The following is a 19,605-nucleotide window of genomic DNA, read 5'->3' on the forward strand; positions in this document are numbered from 1 at the left end:
TCAAGGCACACTGGTCCACGTATAGCCACCCGCCCGGAGGGCCCCGTGCGTCGCCGTCTCATCCAGTCCACGCTCAGTGTCGTGCTCGTCGTGATCGCCGTCTTCGGCGTCTCCCTCGTGATCGTCGAGACCCGCACGATCAGCAACAGCGCCCAGGAGCGCGTGGACTCTGAGGCCCTGCGCCTGGCCAGCATCGTGGACAGCCGCATCCTCGGCGACGAACACATCAACGGGGAGATCCTCAAGAACCAGGTCGCGGAAGACCGGTACGCCGTGATCCGCATCCCCGGCCAGGCCCCCGTCGAGGCCGGCCTCCAGCCCAGCGGTGACGTCATCCACGCCACGGCCAAGGGCGAGGAGGGCGAGACGGTCACCGTCCAGGAGCCCCGCTCGGCGGTGACCCGCGAGGTCGGCCGTACCCTCCTGGTCATCGCCGCGGTCGCCCTGCTCGCGATCGTCGCCGCCGTCCTGCTGGCCGTACGCCAGGCCAACCGCCTCGCCTCTCCGCTCACCGACCTCGCGGAGACCGCGGAGCGCCTCGGTTCCGGCGACCCCCGCCCGCGCCACAAGCGGTACGGCGTTCCGGAGCTGGACCGCGTCGCGGACGTCCTGGACCGCAGCGCGGAGCGGATCGCGCGGATGCTCACCGCCGAGCGCCGCCTCGCCGCCGACGCCTCCCACCAGCTCCGTACGCCGCTGACGGCCCTCTCCATGCGCCTGGAGGAAATCACCCTCACGGATGAACCGGACACCGTGAAGGAGGAGGCGACGATCGCGCTGGCCCAGGTCGAGCGCCTCACGGACGTGGTCGAGCGCCTGCTCACCAACGCCCGCGACCCGCGTACCGGCTCCGCCGTCTCCTTCGACCTGGACGAGGTCATCAAGCAGCAGCTGGAGGAGTGGCGCCCGGCCTACCGCAGCGCGGGCCGCGCCATCGTCAGCTCGGGCAAGCGGCATCTGCAGGCCGTGGGCACCCCGGGCGCGGTCGCCCAGGTGCTGGCCGCGCTCATCGAGAACTCGCTCATGCACGGGGGCGGCACCGTCGCCCTGCGTACCCGTGTCACCGGCAACCAGGCCGTCGTGGAGGTCACGGACGAGGGTCCTGGCGTCCCCACCGACCTGGGCGCCCGCATTTTCGAGCGCACGATCAGCGGGCGCAACTCCACGGGCATCGGCCTCGCGGTGGCGCGTGACCTCGCGGAGGCGGACGGGGGCCGGCTGGAGATGCTTCAGGCGCAGCCGCCGGTGTTCGGACTGTTCCTGTCGCGTACGCCGATGAAGAGGCCGCCGTTCGCGGAGGAAGAGGAAGAGGAGCGAACGGTCAGGTAGAAACCGACCGAGCCGGGTGGGTCACCCGGAACCCGACCGAACCCGCATCGGTCATCTGGAACCCGACCGGGCTCGTGCCCGCGGACGCTGGGGCTCAGGCTCCGCGTCCAGGAACGCCTCCGCGCTCGCCACGACCTCGCTCTCCTCGTCGTCCCCGTCGTCCTCCCCGCCGGATGCGGACGGCGTACGGAACACCCACGTCCGGTACGACCAGAATCGGAACAGCGTCGCGATGCCGATGCCGAGGAACTTGAAGACGTTGCTCTGCAGCGGGCTGTCCCAGCCGAACGTGTACGTCGCCACGTACAGCACGCCGTTCTCGATGACCAGCCCCACCGCGCTGAACAGCACGAAGAGGCCCATCTCCTTGGTGCGGCCGCCGCGGTCGCGGTCACGGTACGTGAAGTAGCGGAACCCGATGTAGTTGAAGATGATGGCGACGATCGTGGCGACGACACTGGCCCGCACGACCTGCAGCCCGGTCGCCTGACGCACCAGGTTGAAGGTCACGAGGTTGACGAGAAGCCCCGCTCCGCCGACCGCCCCGAACTTCGCGACCTCCCGCAGGATGTGGTCGAATCGGCGGCGAACCGCGCTGCGAGGCCGCGCATGAAGCCCCGAAGAAGCATTGCCCATGGTGTCGCGAGCTCCCGTAGGTCGTATATCGGTCGTATGGCGGTCGGAAATTTCAACCCAGCCATGCTAACCAGCGAGCCCCTGCCGCGCCTGCAGACAGCATTACGAGACCGGTAAGAGCGCGTCACAGACAGGAAAAACCAGAACCGCGGGCGCGGAAACCGGCCCCCATGGCGCGGCCGATACTCTTGGAGTGTGACGTTCCCGGTAGTCGGCATGGTCGGCGGGGGTCAGCTCGCTCGTATGACACACGAGGCGGGCATCCCGCTCGGCATCAAATTCAAGCTCCTCAGTGACACCCCTCAGGATTCCGCGGCGCAGGTGGTCAGCGATGTCGTCATCGGCGACTACCGCGACCTCGACACGCTGCGTGACTTCGCGCGGGGCTGTGATGTGATCACCTTCGATCACGAACACGTACCCACCGAGCACCTGCGTGCCCTGGAGGCGGACGGCATCCCCGTCCGCCCCGGCCCCGACGCGCTCGTGCACGCCCAGGACAAGGGCGTGATGCGCGCGAAGCTCGACGAGATCGGCGTGCCCTGCCCACGGCACCGGATCGTGACCGACGTCGACGACGTGGCCCGGTTCGCGGCCGAGGGCGACGGCGAGGGAGACGGCTTCCCCGTCATCCTCAAGACCGTTCGCGGCGGCTACGACGGCAAGGGCGTCTGGTTCGTCCGGTCGATCGAGGAGGCCGCCGAGCCCTTCCGCGCCGGTGTCCCCGTCCTCGCCGAGGAGAAGGTCGACTTCGTACGGGAACTCGCGGCGAACGTCGTCCGCTCCCCGCACGGCCAGGCGGTCGCCTACCCCGTCGTCGAGTCCCAGCAGGTCGACGGCGTCTGCGACACGGTGATCGCCCCCGCGCCCGGCATAACGGACGAACTGGCCCTCCAGGCCGAGGAGCTCGCCCTGCGCATCGCGGGGGAGCTCGGCGTCGTCGGTCACCTGGCCGTGGAGCTCTTCGAAACCGCGGACGGCCGCATCCTCGTCAACGAACTGGCCATGCGCCCGCACAACTCGGGCCACTGGACCCAGGACGGCGCGATCACCTCCCAGTTCGCCAACCACGTCCGCGCGGTCCTCGACCTCCCCCTGGGTGATCCGCGCGCACGTGACACATGGACGGTCATGTGTAACGTTCTCGGCGGCGACTATCCGGACATGTACTCCGCGTACCTGCACTGCATGGCCCGCGACCCCCAGCTGAAGATCCACATGTACGGCAAGGACGTGAAGCCCGGCCGCAAGGTCGGCCACGTCAACACCTACGGCGACGACCTGGACGACGTCCTCGAGCGGGCCCGCCACGCAGCCGGATACCTGAGAGGCACGATCACCGAATGAGCCCCGTCGAAGGCATCGCCGTAGGAATCGTCATGGGGTCGGACTCCGACTGGCCCGTCATGGAAGCGGCCGCCCAGGCCCTCGACGAGTTCGAGATCCCGTACGAGGTCGATGTCGTCTCCGCACACCGCATGCCGCGCGAGATGATCGCGTACGGCGAGCAGGCCGCCGAGCGCGGGCTCAAGGCGATCATCGCGGGCGCGGGCGGCGCCGCCCACCTGCCCGGCATGCTCGCCTCGGTCACCCCGCTGCCCGTCATCGGTGTGCCGGTCCCGCTGAAGTACCTCGACGGCATGGACTCGCTGCTGTCGATCGTGCAGATGCCGGCCGGTGTCCCGGTCGCGACCGTCTCCGTCGGCGGCGCGCGCAACGCGGGCCTGCTGGCCGCCCGTATCCTCGCCGCGCACGACGAGGAACTCCTCGCCCGGATGCGCGAGTTCCAGCAGGAGCTGAACGACCAGGCCACCGAGAAGGGCAAGCGACTGCGCGCCAAGGTCGAGGGCGCGACCGGCGGCTTCGGCTTCGGGAAGTGACGCGGATGACCTCCTCGTCCCTTGCGGAGTCCCTTGCGGAAGCCCGGGAGCTGCTGCGGGAGTTCCCCGTCGTCGACGGCCACAACGACCTCCCCTGGGCGCTGCGCGAACAGGTCCGCTACGACCTCGGCGCCCGCGACATCGCCACCGACCAGAGCGCCCATCTGCACACCGACCTGGCCCGGCTGCGCGCGGGCGGCGTCGGCGCGCAGTTCTGGTCGGTGTACGTCCGCTCGGACCTCCCGGGCGCGGTCACCGCGACGCTCGAACAGATCGACTGCGTACAGCGGTTGATCGACCGTCACCCCTCCGACCTGCGCGCTGCGCTGACCGCCGCCGACATGGAGGCGGCGCGGGCTCAGGGCCGTATCGCCTCGCTGATGGGCGCGGAGGGCGGCCACTCCATCGACAACTCCCTGGCCGTGCTGCGGGGGTTGTACGCGCTGGGCGTGCGCTACATGACGCTCACCCACAACGACAACATCGCGTGGGCGGACTCGGCGACCGACGTGCCCGCCGTCGGCGGTCTGTCGGCCTTCGGCCGCGAGGTCGTCCGGGAGATGAACCGCGAGGGCATGCTGGTCGACCTCTCGCACGTCGCGGCGACGACCATGCGGGACGCGCTGGACACGACGTCCGCCCCGGTGATCTTCTCCCACTCCTCCTCCCGCGCGGTGTGCGACCACCCGCGCAACATCCCGGACGACGTCCTGGAGCGGCTGCCCGCCAACGGGGGAGTGGCGATGGTGACGTTCGTACCGAAATTCGTCCTCCAGGCAGCGGTCGACTGGACGGCCGAGGCCGACGAGAACATGCGTGCGCACGGCTTCCACCACCTCGACACCACCTCCGAGGGCATGAAGGTGCACCGCGCCTTCGAGGAGTCGCACCCGCGCCCCGTCGCCACGGTGTCCACGGTGGCGGACCACCTCGACCACATGCGCGCGGTCGCCGGCATCGACCACCTCGGCATCGGCGGCGACTACGACGGCACGGCCTTCACGCCCGACGGCCTGGACGACGTCTCCGGCTACCCGAACCTCATCGCCGAACTGCGTGACCGCGGCTGGTCGAAGACCGACCTGGCCAAGGTGACCTGGCAGAACGCGGTACGGGTGCTGGGCGCGGCCGAGGACGTGGCCCGCGACGTCCGGGCGACGCGGGGGCCGTCCCACGCGACCATCGAGCAACTGGACGGCTGACCCCTCCGGGTCGGGTACCGGGGCCGCGCATCCCGGTACCCCCGAACGCGCTGCCCACCAGGAAGCGTCCTTGGCTCCGTGCGACGGTGACGGTACAGCGATCACGACGCCGATCTCGACGTACGGAGCCCGCCATGGCCGACCTCCAGGACGAACTGCACACCACCCCAGAGGCCGGCGGGCTCGACGACCGGTCGGCGGAGCCCTTCGCCGCCGACCCCTTCACAGAGCCGTACGTCCCCGACGCCGTCCCCGACGCCGGCCCCGCTGCCGACCCCCTGGTGCGGGCCCACACCTTCCTCGCCAGGCACCCCGTCGCCGACGGCTACAGCGGTCTGCCCTGGGCGCTGCGCCATCTGCCCCGCTACGACCTGGAGCTGGGCGAGAGCGCCGTGGACACGGATGTGCCACGGATGCGGGAAGGGCATGTGGGCGCGCTGTTCTGGTCGCTGCACCTGCCCGAGGGGCCGGCCGGAGACCGGGCCGTCGGTGCGACCCTGGAGCAGCTGGACCTGGTCCGGACGGTGGTCCGGGCCCACCCCGAGAGCCTGTGCATGGCGTATACCGCCTCCGACGTCAACGACGCCCGGCACCGCGGCCGCGTCGCCGTCGTGGCCGGCCCGGCCGGAGCCGGCGCGCTCGGCGACTCGCTCGGCATTCTGCGCGCCCTGCACTCGCTCGGCCTGCGCGTGCTCACCCTCTCGGGCGCCTCCTGGGCGAGCGGGGCGGGCCTGACCCGGTTCGGCGAGGAGGTGGTGCGCGAGATGAACCGCGTCGGTGTCCTCGCCGACCTCTCCGGGACCTCGGACGCCACGATCGCCCGCGCCATGGCGGCTTCCAAGGCCCCGGTCGTCTTCACCCGCTCCGCGGCCCGCGCCCTGCGCCCCCACCCGGCGAACCTCCCCGACGACGTCCTCGCCGAACTCGGCGCCGCCAAGGGGGTCTGCCTCGTCCCGCTCACCGCCGAGCAGACGGGCCCGACCGTCCGGGACGTCGCCGACCACCTCGACCACGTCCGCGCGATCGCGGGCCCGGAGTGCGTCGGCATCTCGGGAACGTACGACTCCGGAGCCGCCCACCCCCAGGACCTCGCCGACGCCTCCTGCTACCCGCACCTCATCGCGGAACTCCTCTCCCGCGGCTGGTCCGAGACCGACCTCGCCCTGCTCACCTGGGGCAACGTCCAACGCGCCCTGCGCAGCGCGGACTTCACGGCCCGCGCGGCCCAGCAGCGCCGCGAGCCGTCCGCGGCCAAGATCGCGGAACTGGACGGCTGAACACCGCCGGGGCAGCAGGGACAAGGGCAGTCGGGCGGACGCCCCTCGGGCGCACAGCGAAGTGGTGCAGAATGCAACAGACGCCGATCCGGCCGACTGAGCCTCGGCCGGATCGGCGTCACCCACGGCGTGCTGAGCGGGATCAGCGCCCTTCAGAGGGCGCGGGGAACTGCGCGACCAGCCACGGACGGCCCGCAGTTCGCGAACCGTTCCTCCAGCGGAGCGCTTACGCGGTGGGGCGTCCCATCGCCCGGTACGTCCAGCCCGCCCGGCGCCACAGCTCCGGGTCGAGGGCATTGCGGCCGTCGAGCAGGACGCGGGAAGTGGCGACCTCGCCGAGGGCGGCCGGGTCGAGCTCGCGGAACTCCCGCCACTCCGTGAGGTGCAGGACGACGTCGGCGCCGCGCACGGCCTCGACCGCGGAGTCGGCGTACCCGAGCGTCGGGAAGAGCCGCTTGGCGTTCGCCATGCCCTTCGGATCGTAGACGGTGACCTGGCCGCCCTGGAGGTGGATCTGCCCGGCGACGTTCAGCGCGGGCGAGTCCCGGACGTCGTCCGAGTCGGGCTTGAAGGTCGCGCCGAGCACCGCGACCCGCTTGCCGAGGAAGGACCCGCCGCCCAGCGCCTCCCGGGCCATCTCCACCATCTGGCCGCGCCGCCGCATGTTGATGGAGTCGATCTCGCGCAGGAAGGTCAGCGCCTGGTCGGCGCCGAGCTCACCGGCCCGTGCCATGAAGGCGCGGATGTCCTTGGGCAGGCATCCGCCGCCGAACCCGATCCCCGCCCGCAGGAACTTCCTTCCGATCCGCTCGTCGTGCCCGATGGCCTCGGCCAGCAGCGCGACATCGCCGCCGGCGGCCTCGCAGACCTCGGCCATGGCGTTGATGAAGGAGATCTTGGTCGCGAGGAAGGAGTTCGCGGAGGTCTTCACCAGCTCGGCGGTCGGGAAATCGGTGACGACGAAGGGCGAGCCCTCGGCGACGGGCGTCGCGTACACCTCACGCAGTATCTTCTCGGCCCGCTCGCTGCGCACGCCGGCCACGACCCGGTCGGGGTGCATCGTGTCCTGCACGGCGAAGCCCTCACGCAGGAACTCCGGGTTCCAGGCGAGCTCGGCGTCCTCACCGGCGGGGGAGAGCTCGGCGAGCGTGCGCGCCAGCCGCTCCGCGGAGCCGACGGGCACGGTGGACTTGCCGACCACGAGGGCGGGCCCCTTCAGATGCGGGGCGAGCGTCTCGAAGGCCGCGTCGACGTACGACATGTCGCAGGCGTACTCGCCGTGCTTCTGCGGCGTGTTCACACAGACGAAGTGGACGTCGCCGAACTCCCCGACCTCGGCCCAGTCCATGGTGAAGCGCAGCCGGCCCGTGGACCCCTCGATGCCCGCCACATGCTTGCGCAGCAGGTCTTCCAGCCCCGGCTCGTACATCGGGACCTCGCCCCGCTGCAGCATCTCGATCTTCTCGGGGACGACATCCAGCCCCAGCACCTCGAACCCGAGCTCGGCCATGGCCGCGGCGTGGGTGGCGCCGAGATAGCCGGTGCCGATCACGGTGATCTTGAGGGCCATGGGTGCTCCTGGGATGAATGGCTTCAGTGCGCTGCCCGAGCATAGTCGGGGCATGTTCGGGCCCCTCATCGGGCAGGTTCCCCCCTGTCGCGAAGCTCACGTATCCCTCTCGTGGGCCGACCCCTAAAATTTGGGTTACTTAACGGTAATTAGCGTCCTTGGAGCGTGAGAGACCTTGGCCGGATCGGCTGATTTCGACCTGTACCGCCCGTCCGAGGAGCACGACATGCTCCGTGACGCGATCCGCTCGCTGGCCGAGGCGAAGATCGCGCCGTACGCGGCCGTGGTGGACGAGGAAGCCCGTTTCCCGCAGGAGGCCCTGGACGCCCTGGTCTCCTCCGACCTGCACGCCGTGCACGTTCCCGAGACGTACGGCGGCGCGGGCGCCGACGCGCTCGCCACGGTGATCGTGATCGAGGAGGTGGCCCGCGTCTGCGCCAGCTCCTCCCTCATCCCCGCGGTGAACAAGCTGGGCTCGCTCCCGGTGATCCTCTCCGGCTCCGAGGCCCTGAAGCAGAGGTACCTGGCGCCTCTCGCCAAGGGCGACGTGATGTTCTCGTACTGCCTCTCCGAGCCGGACGCGGGCTCCGACGCGGCGGGCATGAAGACGAAGGCCGTCCGCGACGGCGACGACTACGTCCTCAACGGCGTGAAGCGCTGGATCACCAACGCGGGCGAGTCCGAGTACTACACGGTGATGGCGGTCACCGACCCCACCAAGCGCTCGAAGGGCATCTCGGCCTTCGTCGTCGAGAAGTCGGACGAGGGCGTCTCCTTCGGCGCCCCCGAGAAGAAGCTCGGCATCAAGGGCAGCCCGACGCGCGAGGTCTACCTCGACAACGTCCGGATTCCGGCCGACCGCATGATCGGCGAAGAGGGCACCGGCTTCGCCACGGCCATGAAGACCCTGGACCACACCCGCATCACGATCGCCGCGCAGGCCCTCGGCATCGCGCAGGGCGCCCTCGACTACGCCAAGGGCTACGTCCAGGAGCGCAAGCAGTTCGGCAAGCCGATCGCCGACTTCCAGGGCGTCCAGTTCATGCTCGCCGACATGGCCATGAAGGTCGAGGCCGCCCGCCAGCTGACGTACGCGGCTGCCGCCAAGTCCGAACGCGGCGACCGCGACCTCACCTTCCAGGGCGCGGCGGCCAAGTGCTTCGCCTCGGACGTGGCGATGGAGGTCACCGTCGATGCGGTGCAGCTCCTCGGCGGCTATGGCTACACGCGGGACTATCCGGTGGAGCGGATGATGCGCGACGCGAAAATCACACAAATATACGAAGGAACGAACCAGGTTCAGCGGATCGTGATGGCGAGGAACCTTCCCTAGTAGGTTTTTGCAGGTCAGCGATCCAGCGCATCTTGGGTGCGCGCCGGGAGCACGGTAGATCCTGCGGCGCGCGCCTGAGGTGCTTCTGTCTGCCCCGACATGGGCTGATGCCGGTCCGGAATCTGCTGGAGACCACCGGCAAGCAGCTGCGCAAGCTGATGAGCCGGGTCGACGAGGAGGCGTAAGCCCCACGCCCGAGGGGTCGGAGCATGCTGCTCCGGCCCCTTCGGCGACCCGGGAGTAACGCCCGGAACGAGACGTTGTCCAGCCCGAGCGGACCTGCGCTGGGCGAAGGTGACCCGTTCCGCCCTGCAGAAACGCCGTCTCCATCGCCGCGCTGTTCGTCACCACCGAGGCCGTCATCGCCGACAAGCCGGAGAGGTGGGCAAGCAGACTCGTCTCTTGAGCGGACAGCACAGCGCTTCCTTCTCCGGGCGCCGGGTTGACGTACGCCGCAGCGATGAATGAAAGTTCATTCTAGTCGCGGCGATCGTCGTCGACCGACGCCCCGTACCCCTCCTCCGGACGCCGGGTTGACGCCAGTTCGCTATGAATGAAGGTTCGTTCGCACGACGTGCGCGTTCTGTGGCACGTCCATCGCCCATGGAGCAGTCATGCACTACGCCGGCCGCACCGCGCTGGTCACCGGAGCCTCCTCAGGAATCGGTGCCGCTTTCGCCCGGGAACTCGCCGCCCGCCGCTGCGACCTCGTGCTCGTCGCCCGCCGCCAGAGCCGGCTGGCGGAACTCGCCGAGAAACTGCGCAGCGAGCACGGCGTTTCCGTCGACGTCGTCGCCGTGGACCTTTCGCTGCCCACCGCCGCGGCCGAGGTCCGCCGGGCGACCGACGCCATGGGAAGGACAGTGGACATCCTCGTCAACAACGCCGGGTTCGGCACGTACGGCCGCTACGAGGAGGTGGACCCGGCGCGGGACCACGCGCAGGTGGCGGTGAACGTGTCCGCCGTGGTGGACCTGACCCACGCCTACCTGCCTGGCATGGTGGCCCGCGGCCACGGCGCGATCGTCAACGTGTCGTCGGCCGGATCCTTCCAGCCCATGCCGTACCAGGCCGTCTACGCCGCCAGCAAGGCCTTCGTGCAGTCGTTCAGCGAGGCGTTGTGGGCCGAGAACCGCGGCAGGGGGATACGCGTCACCGCCTGCTGCCCCTCCGCCACCGACACCGAGTACTTCGACGTGTTGGGCAACGAGGACGAGGCGCGCTTCGGGCCGAAGCGTCCGCCGGTGGGCGTGGCGCGGGCCGCGCTGCGCGCCGTCGAGCGGAACCGGCCGTACGTCGTCGTCGGCCTCCCCTGGAAGATCACCACCAAGGTGCCTCGTGTCCTGCCGCGCTCCGTGATGGCCCGGCTGGGAGAGAGGCTGCTGCGGCCCAAGCAGGGCTGATGCGCGCTTCCGGGCGCGTGACCTGTGTGCCACGCCCGCCCGGCGGCAGTGCCGCCCGCTGGCGGGGCCTCGCTGCTGTCGGTCTTCGAGGCCCCGGTTTCCCCGGACCCGGCCGGAGTGGCCCAACTGGACCCAGATTCAGCCGGGCTTGTGGTCGGCCGGTGCCGCCCGGCGGCACCCCGGCCCGGACCTGCTTGCCGGTGCCCAGTGGTCTTGCCGGCGGACGAACGCCAACGCCGGCTCCGTCCCGGCATCGGATCGCCGGTGCGGCCCCTCCTTGATGGCCAAGGTCGAACAGGGTGAGATGCACGAGTGAGAGCCGAAATGATCATGACTCAATACATCCCATAGAAGTTGAGCCATCAACCAGCGGCGTGCTTTAGTTGACACGTCAAGGTAATCACCCTCCTCGGACAGGGGTAGCTGGCATGAACGGCAAGAAGGTCATCGCGGTCGCCGGAGCAGCGGGTGCACAGGGCGGCGGCGCCGCCCGGGCGATCCTCGCCGATCCGGCCTCCGGCTTCACGGTGCGCGCGCTCACGCGGACTCCCGACTCGTCCGCCGCAAAGGAACTCGCCGATCTCGGGGCGGAGGTCGTACGGGCGGACTTCCACGACGAGCCGAGCGTGCACAAGGCGTTCGAGGGTGCCTACGGCGCATTCCTCGTCACCAACTTCTGGGCACATGGCTCGGCGGCCAAGGAGACGGCGGAGATCGAGGTCCTCGTTCGGGCCGCCAAGGCCGCGGGTCTGCGGCACGTGGTGTGGTCGACGCTGGAAGACACCCGCGAGCTGCTGCCGCTGGACGACGACCGGATGCCCGTCCTGCAGGACAAGTACAACGTGCCGCATTTCGACGCCAAGGGTGAGGCCAACGAGTTGTTCAGGCAGGCCGGAGTGCCGACCACCTTCCTGAACACCACCTTCTTCTTCCAGGGCTTCCTGCAGGCCCTGGCCCCCAAGCGCGCCGAGGACGGCGTGCTGACACTCACCCTGCCGCTGGAGGACGGCAAGCTCCTCGCCGGGGTGGACGTGGCGGACATCGGCCGGACGGCTTACGCCATCCTGAAGGGCGGCGAGCCGTTCATCGGCAGCACCGTCAGCCTGGCGGGTGACCATCTGACCGGTGCGCAGTACGCGGAGAAGCTGGGGGCCGCGCTCGGCGAGCCGGTGCGTTTCCAGTCGGTGCCCTACGACGTCTTCCGCACCCTCGACATCCCGGCGGCCGAAGAAATCGCCAACATGTTCCAGTACTACGGTGACTTCGACCAGGAGTTCACGGGCGCCCGTGACCTGAACCGGCTGCGGGAGATCAACCCGGAGCTCAAGGACTTCGACACCTGGCTGGCCGAGAACGCCTCGAAGATCCAGGTGGGCTGACCGGCGCGACGATGAACATCGACGACGGCGGCTACACCGTCTGAGAGCGGCACCACACGGGGCCCGGGCCGTTGACCCGGGCCCTTGTCGGAACCGCCTCGTGGTCGTCGGCTTCCTTCGCGGCCTCTCGGGGACGGCGGTTTCGCAGCGAAGGAACTGTCGGCGACACCGGCATGCATCACGTCGTTGTCGGGATCGACTTGTGCCGTTACCGCATGAGCGGTGAATCTGGACGTCATGGCTGGGTCCCAGCAGGGGACCCGCTGAGCTTCTGCATGTTCCTGAACTTCATGCGGATCAGCCCGCAGCACCACAGTCTGGGCATCGCCGCCGGGCCGCACGCCTCGATCCACCACGTCTCCTTCGAGTTGCGCGGACTCGACGAGTTCCTGCGCGGGACCGGACGGCTGCTCCGTACCGGGGCACGCCTGGCGTGGGGCCCTGGCCGCCATCTGGCGGGCGACAACGCCTTCTCCTACTTCTTCGACCCGCACGGCAACAGCGTCGAATACACCACGGAGATGGAGGAACTGGACGAAGACGCCTGGCACCCGCACCACTACTCGGTCCTGGACGAGGAAGTGACTGACCAGTGGGGAACAGCCAACCCGCTGACCGAGCCGATTTTGAAGGAAATGCAAAACGACGTCGACCGCGGCCTGTTTATCGCTCCACCGGTATGACCGTATTGCAGCCCGCGCCGTACTCGGCTTCCTGCCGGACGACGTGGGTACTGGTGGCCCCATACGATCCGGCCGTCGGCAGCCGGGCGACCGCGCAGGATGACGGACGATCCCACGGGCGCCGAGCGGGCCGCTCGCGCTGACGTCCGGCGATCAACAGACCGCACAACTCCTCAGCTTCTTAGGCAACTTGACGCTGTCGGAGATGGTGCCGGCATCCGTCAGTAGCGTGGGCGCTCCTGACCGATCGCGGAAGACCACCGCCGGTGTGGCGACCTCTTTCACGCGGGCGGGCGGCAGTGACGCTCAGCACGCGGCCGCGCTCAACGGCCGACGGTTCCACTGAATGAATCTTCATTCACGTCAGAGCTTGACAAGATCGGCCCACCTCAACGAAGTTTCAATGGTGCCAATGCCCCCATCTGCGACGAGTGACGAGACTCCGATGCGCCGCAAAGTGCTGGACGCTGCGCTGGAACTGTTCGACGAGCGCACCTGGGACGGCACCAACGTCCCGGAGATCGCGACCCGAGCCAGCGTCGCCGTCGGCACGATCTACCGCTACTTCCCGAACAAACAGGCCCTGGGAGAAGCAGTCTTCACCGAAGCGAAGGCAGCATTCGCCAACGCCGTGATCACGGACGAAGTGCGCAGGGCCGATCCCGTGACCGCCATCAACATGATCTGGTGCAACCAGGTCGCGTTCGCCACCGCCTACCCTCAGGCATTCTCATTTCTCGAGCACCAGATCCACAGCTACTACTTGCGCCCACAAGCACTGGAGGTTGTCCATCGGCTCAACTCCGAGCTGGTGGAGATCCTCCGGGCAGCGCAGGCGACCGGTGCGGTTCGTCCGGGCGACCCACAGGTCCTGCTCTCCATGGTGTTCGGAGCGTTCGTCGGCGTCACGAAGCACTCGCGCGCCTCGGGCATCTCCCTGGACGAATACAACTGGGACGACATCAGACGCGCCGTGATGAGCCTGATTGGCCTCGCCGACGAGGTTTCTGGGGCCGTCGGCAGCTGAGGAGCTGCCGACGCGGTGCGTGGTCCCCTCACTCGGGCACCGGTAGAGCTGTTGGACCGCGGTGTTTCGGCGAGGATCCGCGTCGCCACGAACTGGATGCTGCACGTGGTGGCGGGAGACGATTTCGTCCGTACCGGATTCCTCGCCGGACAGCCGAGCACGATCCGGGCGATGGAACATACAGATGCCTACCTCACCAGTGATCAGGTTCGTGCCGCCACTGACTCCGGGACGCGCGCGGGGAGGGGACAGTCGCCATGAGGAGGGGAGCGGTCCGTGCGGTCGCGCCGCCGAGCCCGCCCCGAAGCCCCGGTAGACCGGGCGAAGTTCGACGGCCCGCGCCGCCGCGGCCGGAGTACCCTCCGCGACTGACCCGCCGCCGACCGGGCAGGCCCTCGCCGGTCAGGGACCGTTCAACGCGCGCCGCAGGTCCTCCGGTACGCGGTAGTGAGCCGTCCGCATGCCCAGCGCGGTGGCCGCCCGCACGTTCTCCAGGGTGTCGTCCACGAACAGGCACCGCTCGGCCGGTACGCCGGCCAGGTCGACGGCGAGGTCGTAGATCCGCCGGTCCGGCTTGGCGAGGCCCACCCGCGCGCTGCTGACCACGTGGTCGGCGAGGTCCGCCAGGCCGAGCACCTCGAGATCCTCTTCCAATTGGACCGACGCGTTGGTGACGAGGATCAGCGGCACCCGGGTACAGGCCCGCCGCAGGAGCGCCACGACCGTGTCGTCGGCGTGGAAGGGGGAGTGCGCGAGTGCCGTGGTCAGTTCCAGGGCCGTCACCTCGGGCACGAGCCCGCTCAGGCCCCGCGCGGCCGACCACGCCCACTCGTCCGGCGTGATGCGGCCGAGCACCAGCGGCAGCACCGTGTCCGGCGCGAAGGCCACCTTCATGGTGGTGCCCTCGGCGAGTCCGGCGGCGCGCTCCAGCGCGGACAGAGGGGTCGGGTCGTAGACGCGGATCACGTTGTCGACGTCACAGAGCACCGCGTCGAAGGGGCGACCCGACACATCCGATGCATCCGACACATCCGATGCATCCGACACATCCGATGCATCCGGTACGGGAGATTCAGTCATGGTGACGGTGAGGGCGGTAGTCGTCAGTTGCCCGACACCGTCACCTTCTCGTCGTTGTTCAGCTCGGTCACCAGCGTCTTGACCTTGGCCTTGTCCCAGACGAGGTTGCCGCCTATGGAACCGGAGATCGGCATGTTCATGGACTTGCCGTCGCCGCCGGTGACGCCCTTCATCGCCCAGAACATGCTCGCGAGGTTCCACAGGCTCATGTCCTTGTCGACGGTGAGGCTGTCGAGGCCCGAGCCCATGGTCGGGTACAGCTTGAACGGGTTCAGGACGGTCCCGGGGGTCGCGACCTGGTGGGCCAGGGCGGACAGGAACTTCTGCTGGTTCTTGGTGCGCTGGAGGTCGGAGGCCGCGAAGGCGTGGCGCGTACGGACGAAGGCGAGGGCCTGCTCGCCGTTGAGGGTCTGCTTGCCCGCCTTGAAGTCGGCGCCGGAGTACTTGTCCTTGAAGCCCTGGTCGAGGGTCATCTCCACACCGCCGACCGCGTCGACGATGTCCGCGAAGCCGGCGAAACCGATCTCCACGTAGTGGTCGATGTGCAGGCCGGTGTTGGACTCGATGGTGCGGACCAGCAGCGTCGGTCCGTCCTCCGCGTACGCCGCGTTCAGCTTCACCTGGCGGCCCGTGCCCTGGAAGGTCTTGCCGGACGCGGAGCCCTTGTACGTGGGGATCGTCACGTTCGAGTCGCGGGGGAGGGAGACCAGCGTGTCTCCGTTGTCCCCGACGTGCAGGATCATCATCGAGTCCGTGCGCTTGCCCTCGGCGGACCCGGTGTGCAGCTTCTTCTTCTCCGCGGCGGACAAGCCGGCGCGGCTGTCGGAACCGACGATCAGATAGTTCGTGCCCTTGCCCGAATCGGGCCGGTCGATGACCGTCGAGAGATCCACGTCGCGGTGGAGCTTGGAGTCCGCCCAGAAGTACGTGCTGACGGAGACCACGACCAGCAGCGTGACCAGCGTGATCGCGGTCCACTTGATCCGCCGCCGCCAGTTCGGCGCGGGGCGCGGGCCGCGCGTGTTCGGGCCGCCGGGGCCCTGCGGACCGCCGGGGCCGCCCGGGGACCCGTAGACCTGGCCGGTGTTGTAACCGGAGTCGTACTGGTCGCCGTACCCCTGGCCGTCGCCGTATGTCGGCTGCTGGGGCACGCCGCCGTACGGCGGCGCGGCCGGGCGCGGACCGGGCGCCGCCGGGCCGCGCTGTACCTGCCGCATGACGCGGGCGCCCTCAGGCTGAGCGCCTGCGCTGCCGCGTCCGTAACGGTTGCCGCCGCTGCCGCGGTTGTCGTCGGACCACCCCTCGGGCCAATCGTTCATGCGGACCAGTGTGCCGGGCCGCACGGTGTGTCTTACAAGAGAGTCAGGAGATCTGGGTCACGCCTGTTGCAGAGCTGATGCAAAAAACCCCTGCGCGCCTGCGCATAGGGTGGAGCGCATGACAGACCAGGCGCCCACCCCGGAATCCGATATACCGGGCAAGCCGACCTCCGCGTCCCGGACCACCCTCAGCCACATCATGACCCACAACGACACCAACCTTCTGGGCACGGTGCACGGCGGCGTGATCATGAAGCTGGTCGACGACGCGGCAGGCGCGGTGGCCGGGCGGCACTCCGGCGGACCCGCCGTCACCGCCTCCATGGACGAGATGGTGTTCCTGGAGCCCGTGCGTGTGGGCGACCTCGTGCATGTGAAGGCCCAGGTGAACTGGACGGGGCGGACGTCCATGGAGGTCGGTGTCCGCGTCCTCGCCGAGCGGTGGAACGAGTCGGCGCCGGCCCAGCAGGTCGGCTCGGCCTATCTCGTCTTCGCCGCGGTCGACGCCGATGGCAGGCCGCGGCGGGTGCCGCCGGTGCTTCCGGAGACCGAGCGGGACGAGCGGCGCTACCAGGAGGCCCAGATCCGGCGCACGCACCGGCTGGCGAGGCGACGGGCCATCATGGAGCTGCGCGAGAAGCGCGCGGCGGAGGGACTGGAGGACTGAGGCACCGACTCCGGCCCCGCCGCCCCGGCCTCGGCGCCCCGGGGCTGCCGCCCAAGAGCGGCCTCCTTAAGGACACAGCACCTGATCCCCCGTTACCACCCCCGCATCTCCCTGATACGGATCCTCCACCCGTACCCGCGTGACCTCCTTGAAGTCCGCCCCCGCGAGCACCTTCAGCAGGGGGCCCTGCCCGCGTACGGCGCGTAGTTCGCTGCCGGGGAGCGCGGCCGCGAGGGACTTCGCCGAGCGGTCCCAGCGGGGGTCGTAGGTGATGACGGTGTGCTTGAGGGTGCGGTCCTGGGCGTTGACGGGCTGCCCCGTCGTGTGGAAGCCGGTGGCGGCGAGCGCGCCGTCCACGCGCTTGCCAAGGCCCTCTGTGGGCGACCCGTTCTGGACCTGGACCTGGATCTGCCCCGGGGCCACGTCGACGTGCACGGTCTCGGGCTGCGCCGCCGCCTTGTGTGCCGCCTCGTGTGCCGCCTTGTGTGCCGCCTTGTGCGGCGGGGCCAGTGGCTTGTCGTCGCGCAGGGACTGGAAGAGCGCGGCGGCCTTCGGTTCGTCCCACTTCAGGGTCGAGCCGAGCCCCTTGACGACGTAGGACATCTGCCCGATCGGCACGGTGGTGAACTCGGAGGAGGAAGGGGAGAAGTTCCGCATCGCCCGGCCGAGGTCCAGCAGTTCGTCCGTGCCGAACCCCTGGTCCGCGCGGACCGAGCCGAGCACGGCCCGGGTGACGTCACGGAACTTCATCGGGTTCAGCAGTACCCCGGACGACGTGGCCCGCTCGATCAGCGCCGCCAGGAACCGCTGCTGGCGCTGCATCCGGCCGATGTCCGAGGCGCCGTCGACATGGCGGGAACGTACGTACTGGAGCGCCTGTCCGCCGTTCAGCGTGTGCGTGCCGGCGGTCAGGTCGAGTCCGGTGTACGAGTCCTTCAGGGGCTGCTTGGTGCAGATGCTCACGCCGCCGAGGACGTCCACCGTCTGCATGAAGCTGGTGAAATCGACCTCCAAGTAGTGGTCGATTTTGACGTGGGTCAGGCTCTCGACGGTGCGCACGGTCAGCTGCGGACCCCCCTCCGCGTACGCCGCGTTGAGCTTGATCGGGTGCGGGCCGTGCTCTGTGCCGGTGGTCTGGTCGGTGTGCGCGGGTGTCTCGGCGTACGAGTCGCGCGGCAGGCTCACGATGCTGGCCCGCTCCTTGTCCGCCGCGATGTGCACGATCATGATCGTGTCGGTGCAGTGGCAGGGGGCCCCGCCCAGGCGGTACTTCCGCCGTTCCTCCTCCGTGATCTTGTCGCGGCCGTCGGTCCCGACCAGTAGTACGTTCATGCCGTGGCCGGCCGCGGGGCGGTTCTTCATGTCCTTGAACGGGTCGACCCGGGCGATGTTCTCGTCCAGGCTGGTGACCACCGCGTGCCCGATGCCCGCCGAGGCGAGGACCACCACCGAGATCGTGGTGACCACCCGCATGGCCCAGCGTGGTTTTTTCCTCTGCACGGGTGGCCGTACGGTGGACCGCTCCGGAGGCCGCCGGGAGCGGGGCGGCTGCGGGCGGGGCGGCTGCGGGTGGGTCCGGGGGCGGGCGGGGGAGCGGGGCGGCGTGGGCAAGGGGGACACCTCCGCTGGGGGTGAACGTGGGGATCGGTGAGCACCGTAGGCCCATAGGATCTGCTGCCCGGGCCTTAGGCCGGGCGGCGCGCGCCCGTGTCCCCCATTCGCGGTAACGTGACGTCCGATGAGCGAGAAGTCTGACGTGCGGCCCCCCGCCGTTTCTGTGATCATGCCCGTCCTCAACGAGGAGCGGCATCTGCGCGGGGCCGTCCAAGCGATCCTGGCGCAGGAGTACGACGGCGAGATGGAGGTGGTGATCGCCATCGGTCCGTCCTCGGACCGTACGGACGAGATCGCCGCCGAGCTCGTACGCGATGACCCGCGCGTCCACACCGTCCCGAACCCGACCGGCCGCACCCCGGCAGCGCTGAACGCGGCGATCAAGGCGTCCCGGCACCCCGTCGTCGTCCGCGTCGACGGGCACGGCATGCTCTCGCCGAACTACATCGCGACCGCCGTGCGCCTCCTGGAGGAGACCGGCGCGCAGAACGTCGGCGGCATCATGCACGCCGAGGGCGAGAACGACTGGGAGCACGCGGTCGCCGCCGCGATGACCTCGAAGATCGGGGTCGGGAACGCCGCCTTCCACACGGGAGGCGAGGCCGGCCCCGCCGAGACCGTGTACCTCGGTGTGTTCCGGCGCGAGGCCCTGGAGCGGCAGGGCGGCTACAACGAGGAGTTCATCCGCGCCCAGGACTGGGAGCTGAACTTCCGCATCCGCGAGGCGGGCGGCCTCATCTGGTTCTCGCCCGAGCTGAAGGTGTCGTACCGGCCCCGCCCGTCCGTCAGGGCCCTCGCCAAGCAGTACAAGGACTACGGGCGTTGGCGCCATGTCGTCGCCCGCTACCACGAGGGCTCCATCAACCTGCGCTACCTCGCCCCGCCGACCGCCGTGTGCGCGATCACGGCGGGCGTCGTGGTGGGCGCGGTGCTGACGCCCTGGGGCTTCCTGATCCCCGGCGGCTATCTCGCGGCGATAGCCGCGGGCTCGCTGCCCGCGGGCAAGGGGCTGGGGCTGAAGGCCCGCCTGCAGATCCCCGTCGCCCTCGCGACGATGCACATGTCGTGGGGCTTCGGCTTCCTCACCAGCCCGAAGGCGCTCGCGAAGAAGGTCATCGCGTCCCGCCGCCCGGCGGTGCTCAGCACCACCGAGCCCGCCAACTGAGCCTCGCCATACAGCAGTTGGGCCCCTCTCGATGTCGAGAG

17 protein-coding genes are annotated in these 19,605 nt (G+C 69.6%); 12 read left to right on the plus strand and 5 right to left on the minus strand.

Annotation, left to right across the window (positions count from 1 at the left end; genetic code table 11):
- Window positions 1-45 precede the first annotated feature (45 nt).
- Window positions 46-1,329, plus strand: coding sequence for an ATP-binding protein (locus OG747_RS27075; protein WP_405881999.1), 1,284 nt, complete (start codon window positions 46-48; stop codon window positions 1,327-1,329).
- Between the two features lie 51 nt (window positions 1,330-1,380).
- On the opposite strand, the gene OG747_RS27080 is transcribed toward OG747_RS27075, so the two are convergent.
- A complete protein-coding gene (locus OG747_RS27080; protein ID WP_405882000.1) occupies window positions 1,381-1,965 on the minus strand; it encodes a GtrA family protein in 585 nt (194 codons plus the stop codon).
- A gap of 195 nt (window positions 1,966-2,160) precedes the next feature.
- On the opposite strand from OG747_RS27080, the gene OG747_RS27085 reads away from it, so the two are divergent.
- From OG747_RS27085 to OG747_RS27100, 4 genes are all read left to right on the plus strand, one after another.
- A complete protein-coding gene (locus OG747_RS27085; protein WP_405882001.1) occupies window positions 2,161-3,312 on the plus strand; it encodes a 5-(carboxyamino)imidazole ribonucleotide synthase in 1,152 nt (383 codons plus the stop codon).
- Complete coding sequence (gene purE, locus OG747_RS27090) at window positions 3,309-3,845, plus strand: 5-(carboxyamino)imidazole ribonucleotide mutase (protein ID WP_405882002.1); 537 nt, start codon at window positions 3,309-3,311, stop codon at window positions 3,843-3,845. Before OG747_RS27085 ends, purE begins: the two co-directional genes overlap by 4 nt.
- Before the next feature lie 5 nt (window positions 3,846-3,850).
- A complete protein-coding gene (locus OG747_RS27095) occupies window positions 3,851-5,047 on the plus strand; it encodes a dipeptidase (RefSeq protein ID WP_405882003.1) in 1,197 nt (398 codons plus the stop codon).
- Window positions 5,048-5,181: 134 nt separating this feature from the next.
- Window positions 5,182-6,324 carry a dipeptidase gene (locus OG747_RS27100; protein ID WP_405882004.1) on the plus strand — a complete coding sequence of 381 codons (1,143 nt, stop codon included), beginning with the start codon at window positions 5,182-5,184 and terminating at the stop codon, window positions 6,322-6,324.
- 226 nt (window positions 6,325-6,550) lie between these two features.
- On the opposite strand, the gene OG747_RS27105 is transcribed toward OG747_RS27100, so the two are convergent.
- Window positions 6,551-7,894, minus strand: a complete 1,344-nt coding sequence (locus tag OG747_RS27105) for a UDP-glucose dehydrogenase family protein (RefSeq protein ID WP_405882005.1) — start codon at window positions 7,892-7,894, stop codon at window positions 6,551-6,553.
- Window positions 7,895-8,069: 175 nt separating this feature from the next.
- Here OG747_RS27105 and OG747_RS27110 point away from each other — a divergent pair, with 175 nt between their 5' ends.
- The 5 genes from OG747_RS27110 (at window position 8,070) to OG747_RS27130 (ending at window position 13,719) form a co-directional block, all read left to right on the plus strand.
- Window positions 8,070-9,227: an acyl-CoA dehydrogenase gene (locus OG747_RS27110; protein ID WP_405882006.1), complete on the plus strand. Its 1,158-nt coding sequence runs from the start codon at window positions 8,070-8,072 to the stop codon at window positions 9,225-9,227.
- A gap of 614 nt (window positions 9,228-9,841) precedes the next feature.
- Window positions 9,842-10,630 carry an SDR family NAD(P)-dependent oxidoreductase gene (locus tag OG747_RS27115; protein WP_405882007.1) on the plus strand — a complete coding sequence of 263 codons (789 nt, stop codon included), beginning with the start codon at window positions 9,842-9,844 and terminating at the stop codon, window positions 10,628-10,630.
- 428 nt (window positions 10,631-11,058) lie between these two features.
- Entirely contained in the window at window positions 11,059-12,009 is a 951-nt protein-coding gene (locus OG747_RS27120) for an NmrA/HSCARG family protein (protein WP_405882008.1), read from the plus strand.
- Window positions 12,010-12,224: 215 nt separating this feature from the next.
- The gene (locus tag OG747_RS27125; RefSeq protein WP_405882009.1) at window positions 12,225-12,692 is read left to right on the plus strand and encodes a VOC family protein; all 468 of its coding nucleotides are present in this window, start codon (window positions 12,225-12,227) and stop codon (window positions 12,690-12,692) included.
- 445 nt (window positions 12,693-13,137) lie between these two features.
- On the plus strand, window positions 13,138-13,719 hold the full coding sequence (locus tag OG747_RS27130; RefSeq protein WP_405882010.1) for a TetR/AcrR family transcriptional regulator: 582 nt from the start codon (window positions 13,138-13,140) through the stop codon (window positions 13,717-13,719).
- Window positions 13,720-14,121: 402 nt separating this feature from the next.
- On the opposite strand, the gene OG747_RS27135 is transcribed toward OG747_RS27130, so the two are convergent.
- On the minus strand, window positions 14,122-14,748 hold the full coding sequence (locus OG747_RS27135; protein WP_405882011.1) for an HAD family hydrolase: 627 nt from the start codon (window positions 14,746-14,748) through the stop codon (window positions 14,122-14,124).
- A 74-nt stretch (window positions 14,749-14,822) separates the two neighbouring features.
- Window positions 14,823-16,118: an LCP family protein gene (locus OG747_RS27140; protein WP_405882012.1), complete on the minus strand. Its 1,296-nt coding sequence runs from the start codon at window positions 16,116-16,118 to the stop codon at window positions 14,823-14,825.
- Window positions 16,119-16,236: 118 nt separating this feature from the next.
- Between OG747_RS27140 and OG747_RS27145 the strand changes: the two genes are divergently transcribed.
- Complete coding sequence (locus OG747_RS27145; RefSeq protein WP_405882013.1) at window positions 16,237-16,785, plus strand: acyl-CoA thioesterase; 549 nt, start codon at window positions 16,237-16,239, stop codon at window positions 16,783-16,785.
- Between the two features lie 66 nt (window positions 16,786-16,851).
- Here OG747_RS27145 and OG747_RS27150 read toward each other — a convergent pair whose 3' ends face one another.
- Window positions 16,852-18,258 (minus strand): LCP family protein, encoded by a 1,407-nt coding sequence (locus OG747_RS27150; protein WP_405882014.1) that lies wholly within the window; start codon window positions 18,256-18,258, stop codon window positions 16,852-16,854.
- A gap of 265 nt (window positions 18,259-18,523) precedes the next feature.
- Between OG747_RS27150 and OG747_RS27155 the strand changes: the two genes are divergently transcribed.
- The gene (locus tag OG747_RS27155; protein ID WP_405882015.1) at window positions 18,524-19,564 is read left to right on the plus strand and encodes a glycosyltransferase family 2 protein; all 1,041 of its coding nucleotides are present in this window, start codon (window positions 18,524-18,526) and stop codon (window positions 19,562-19,564) included.
- Window positions 19,565-19,605 lie beyond the last annotated feature (41 nt).

It is taken from the genome of Streptomyces sp. NBC_01384 (genome assembly GCF_045040035.1).
Classification (GTDB): Bacteria; Actinomycetota; Actinomycetes; order Streptomycetales; family Streptomycetaceae; genus Streptomyces.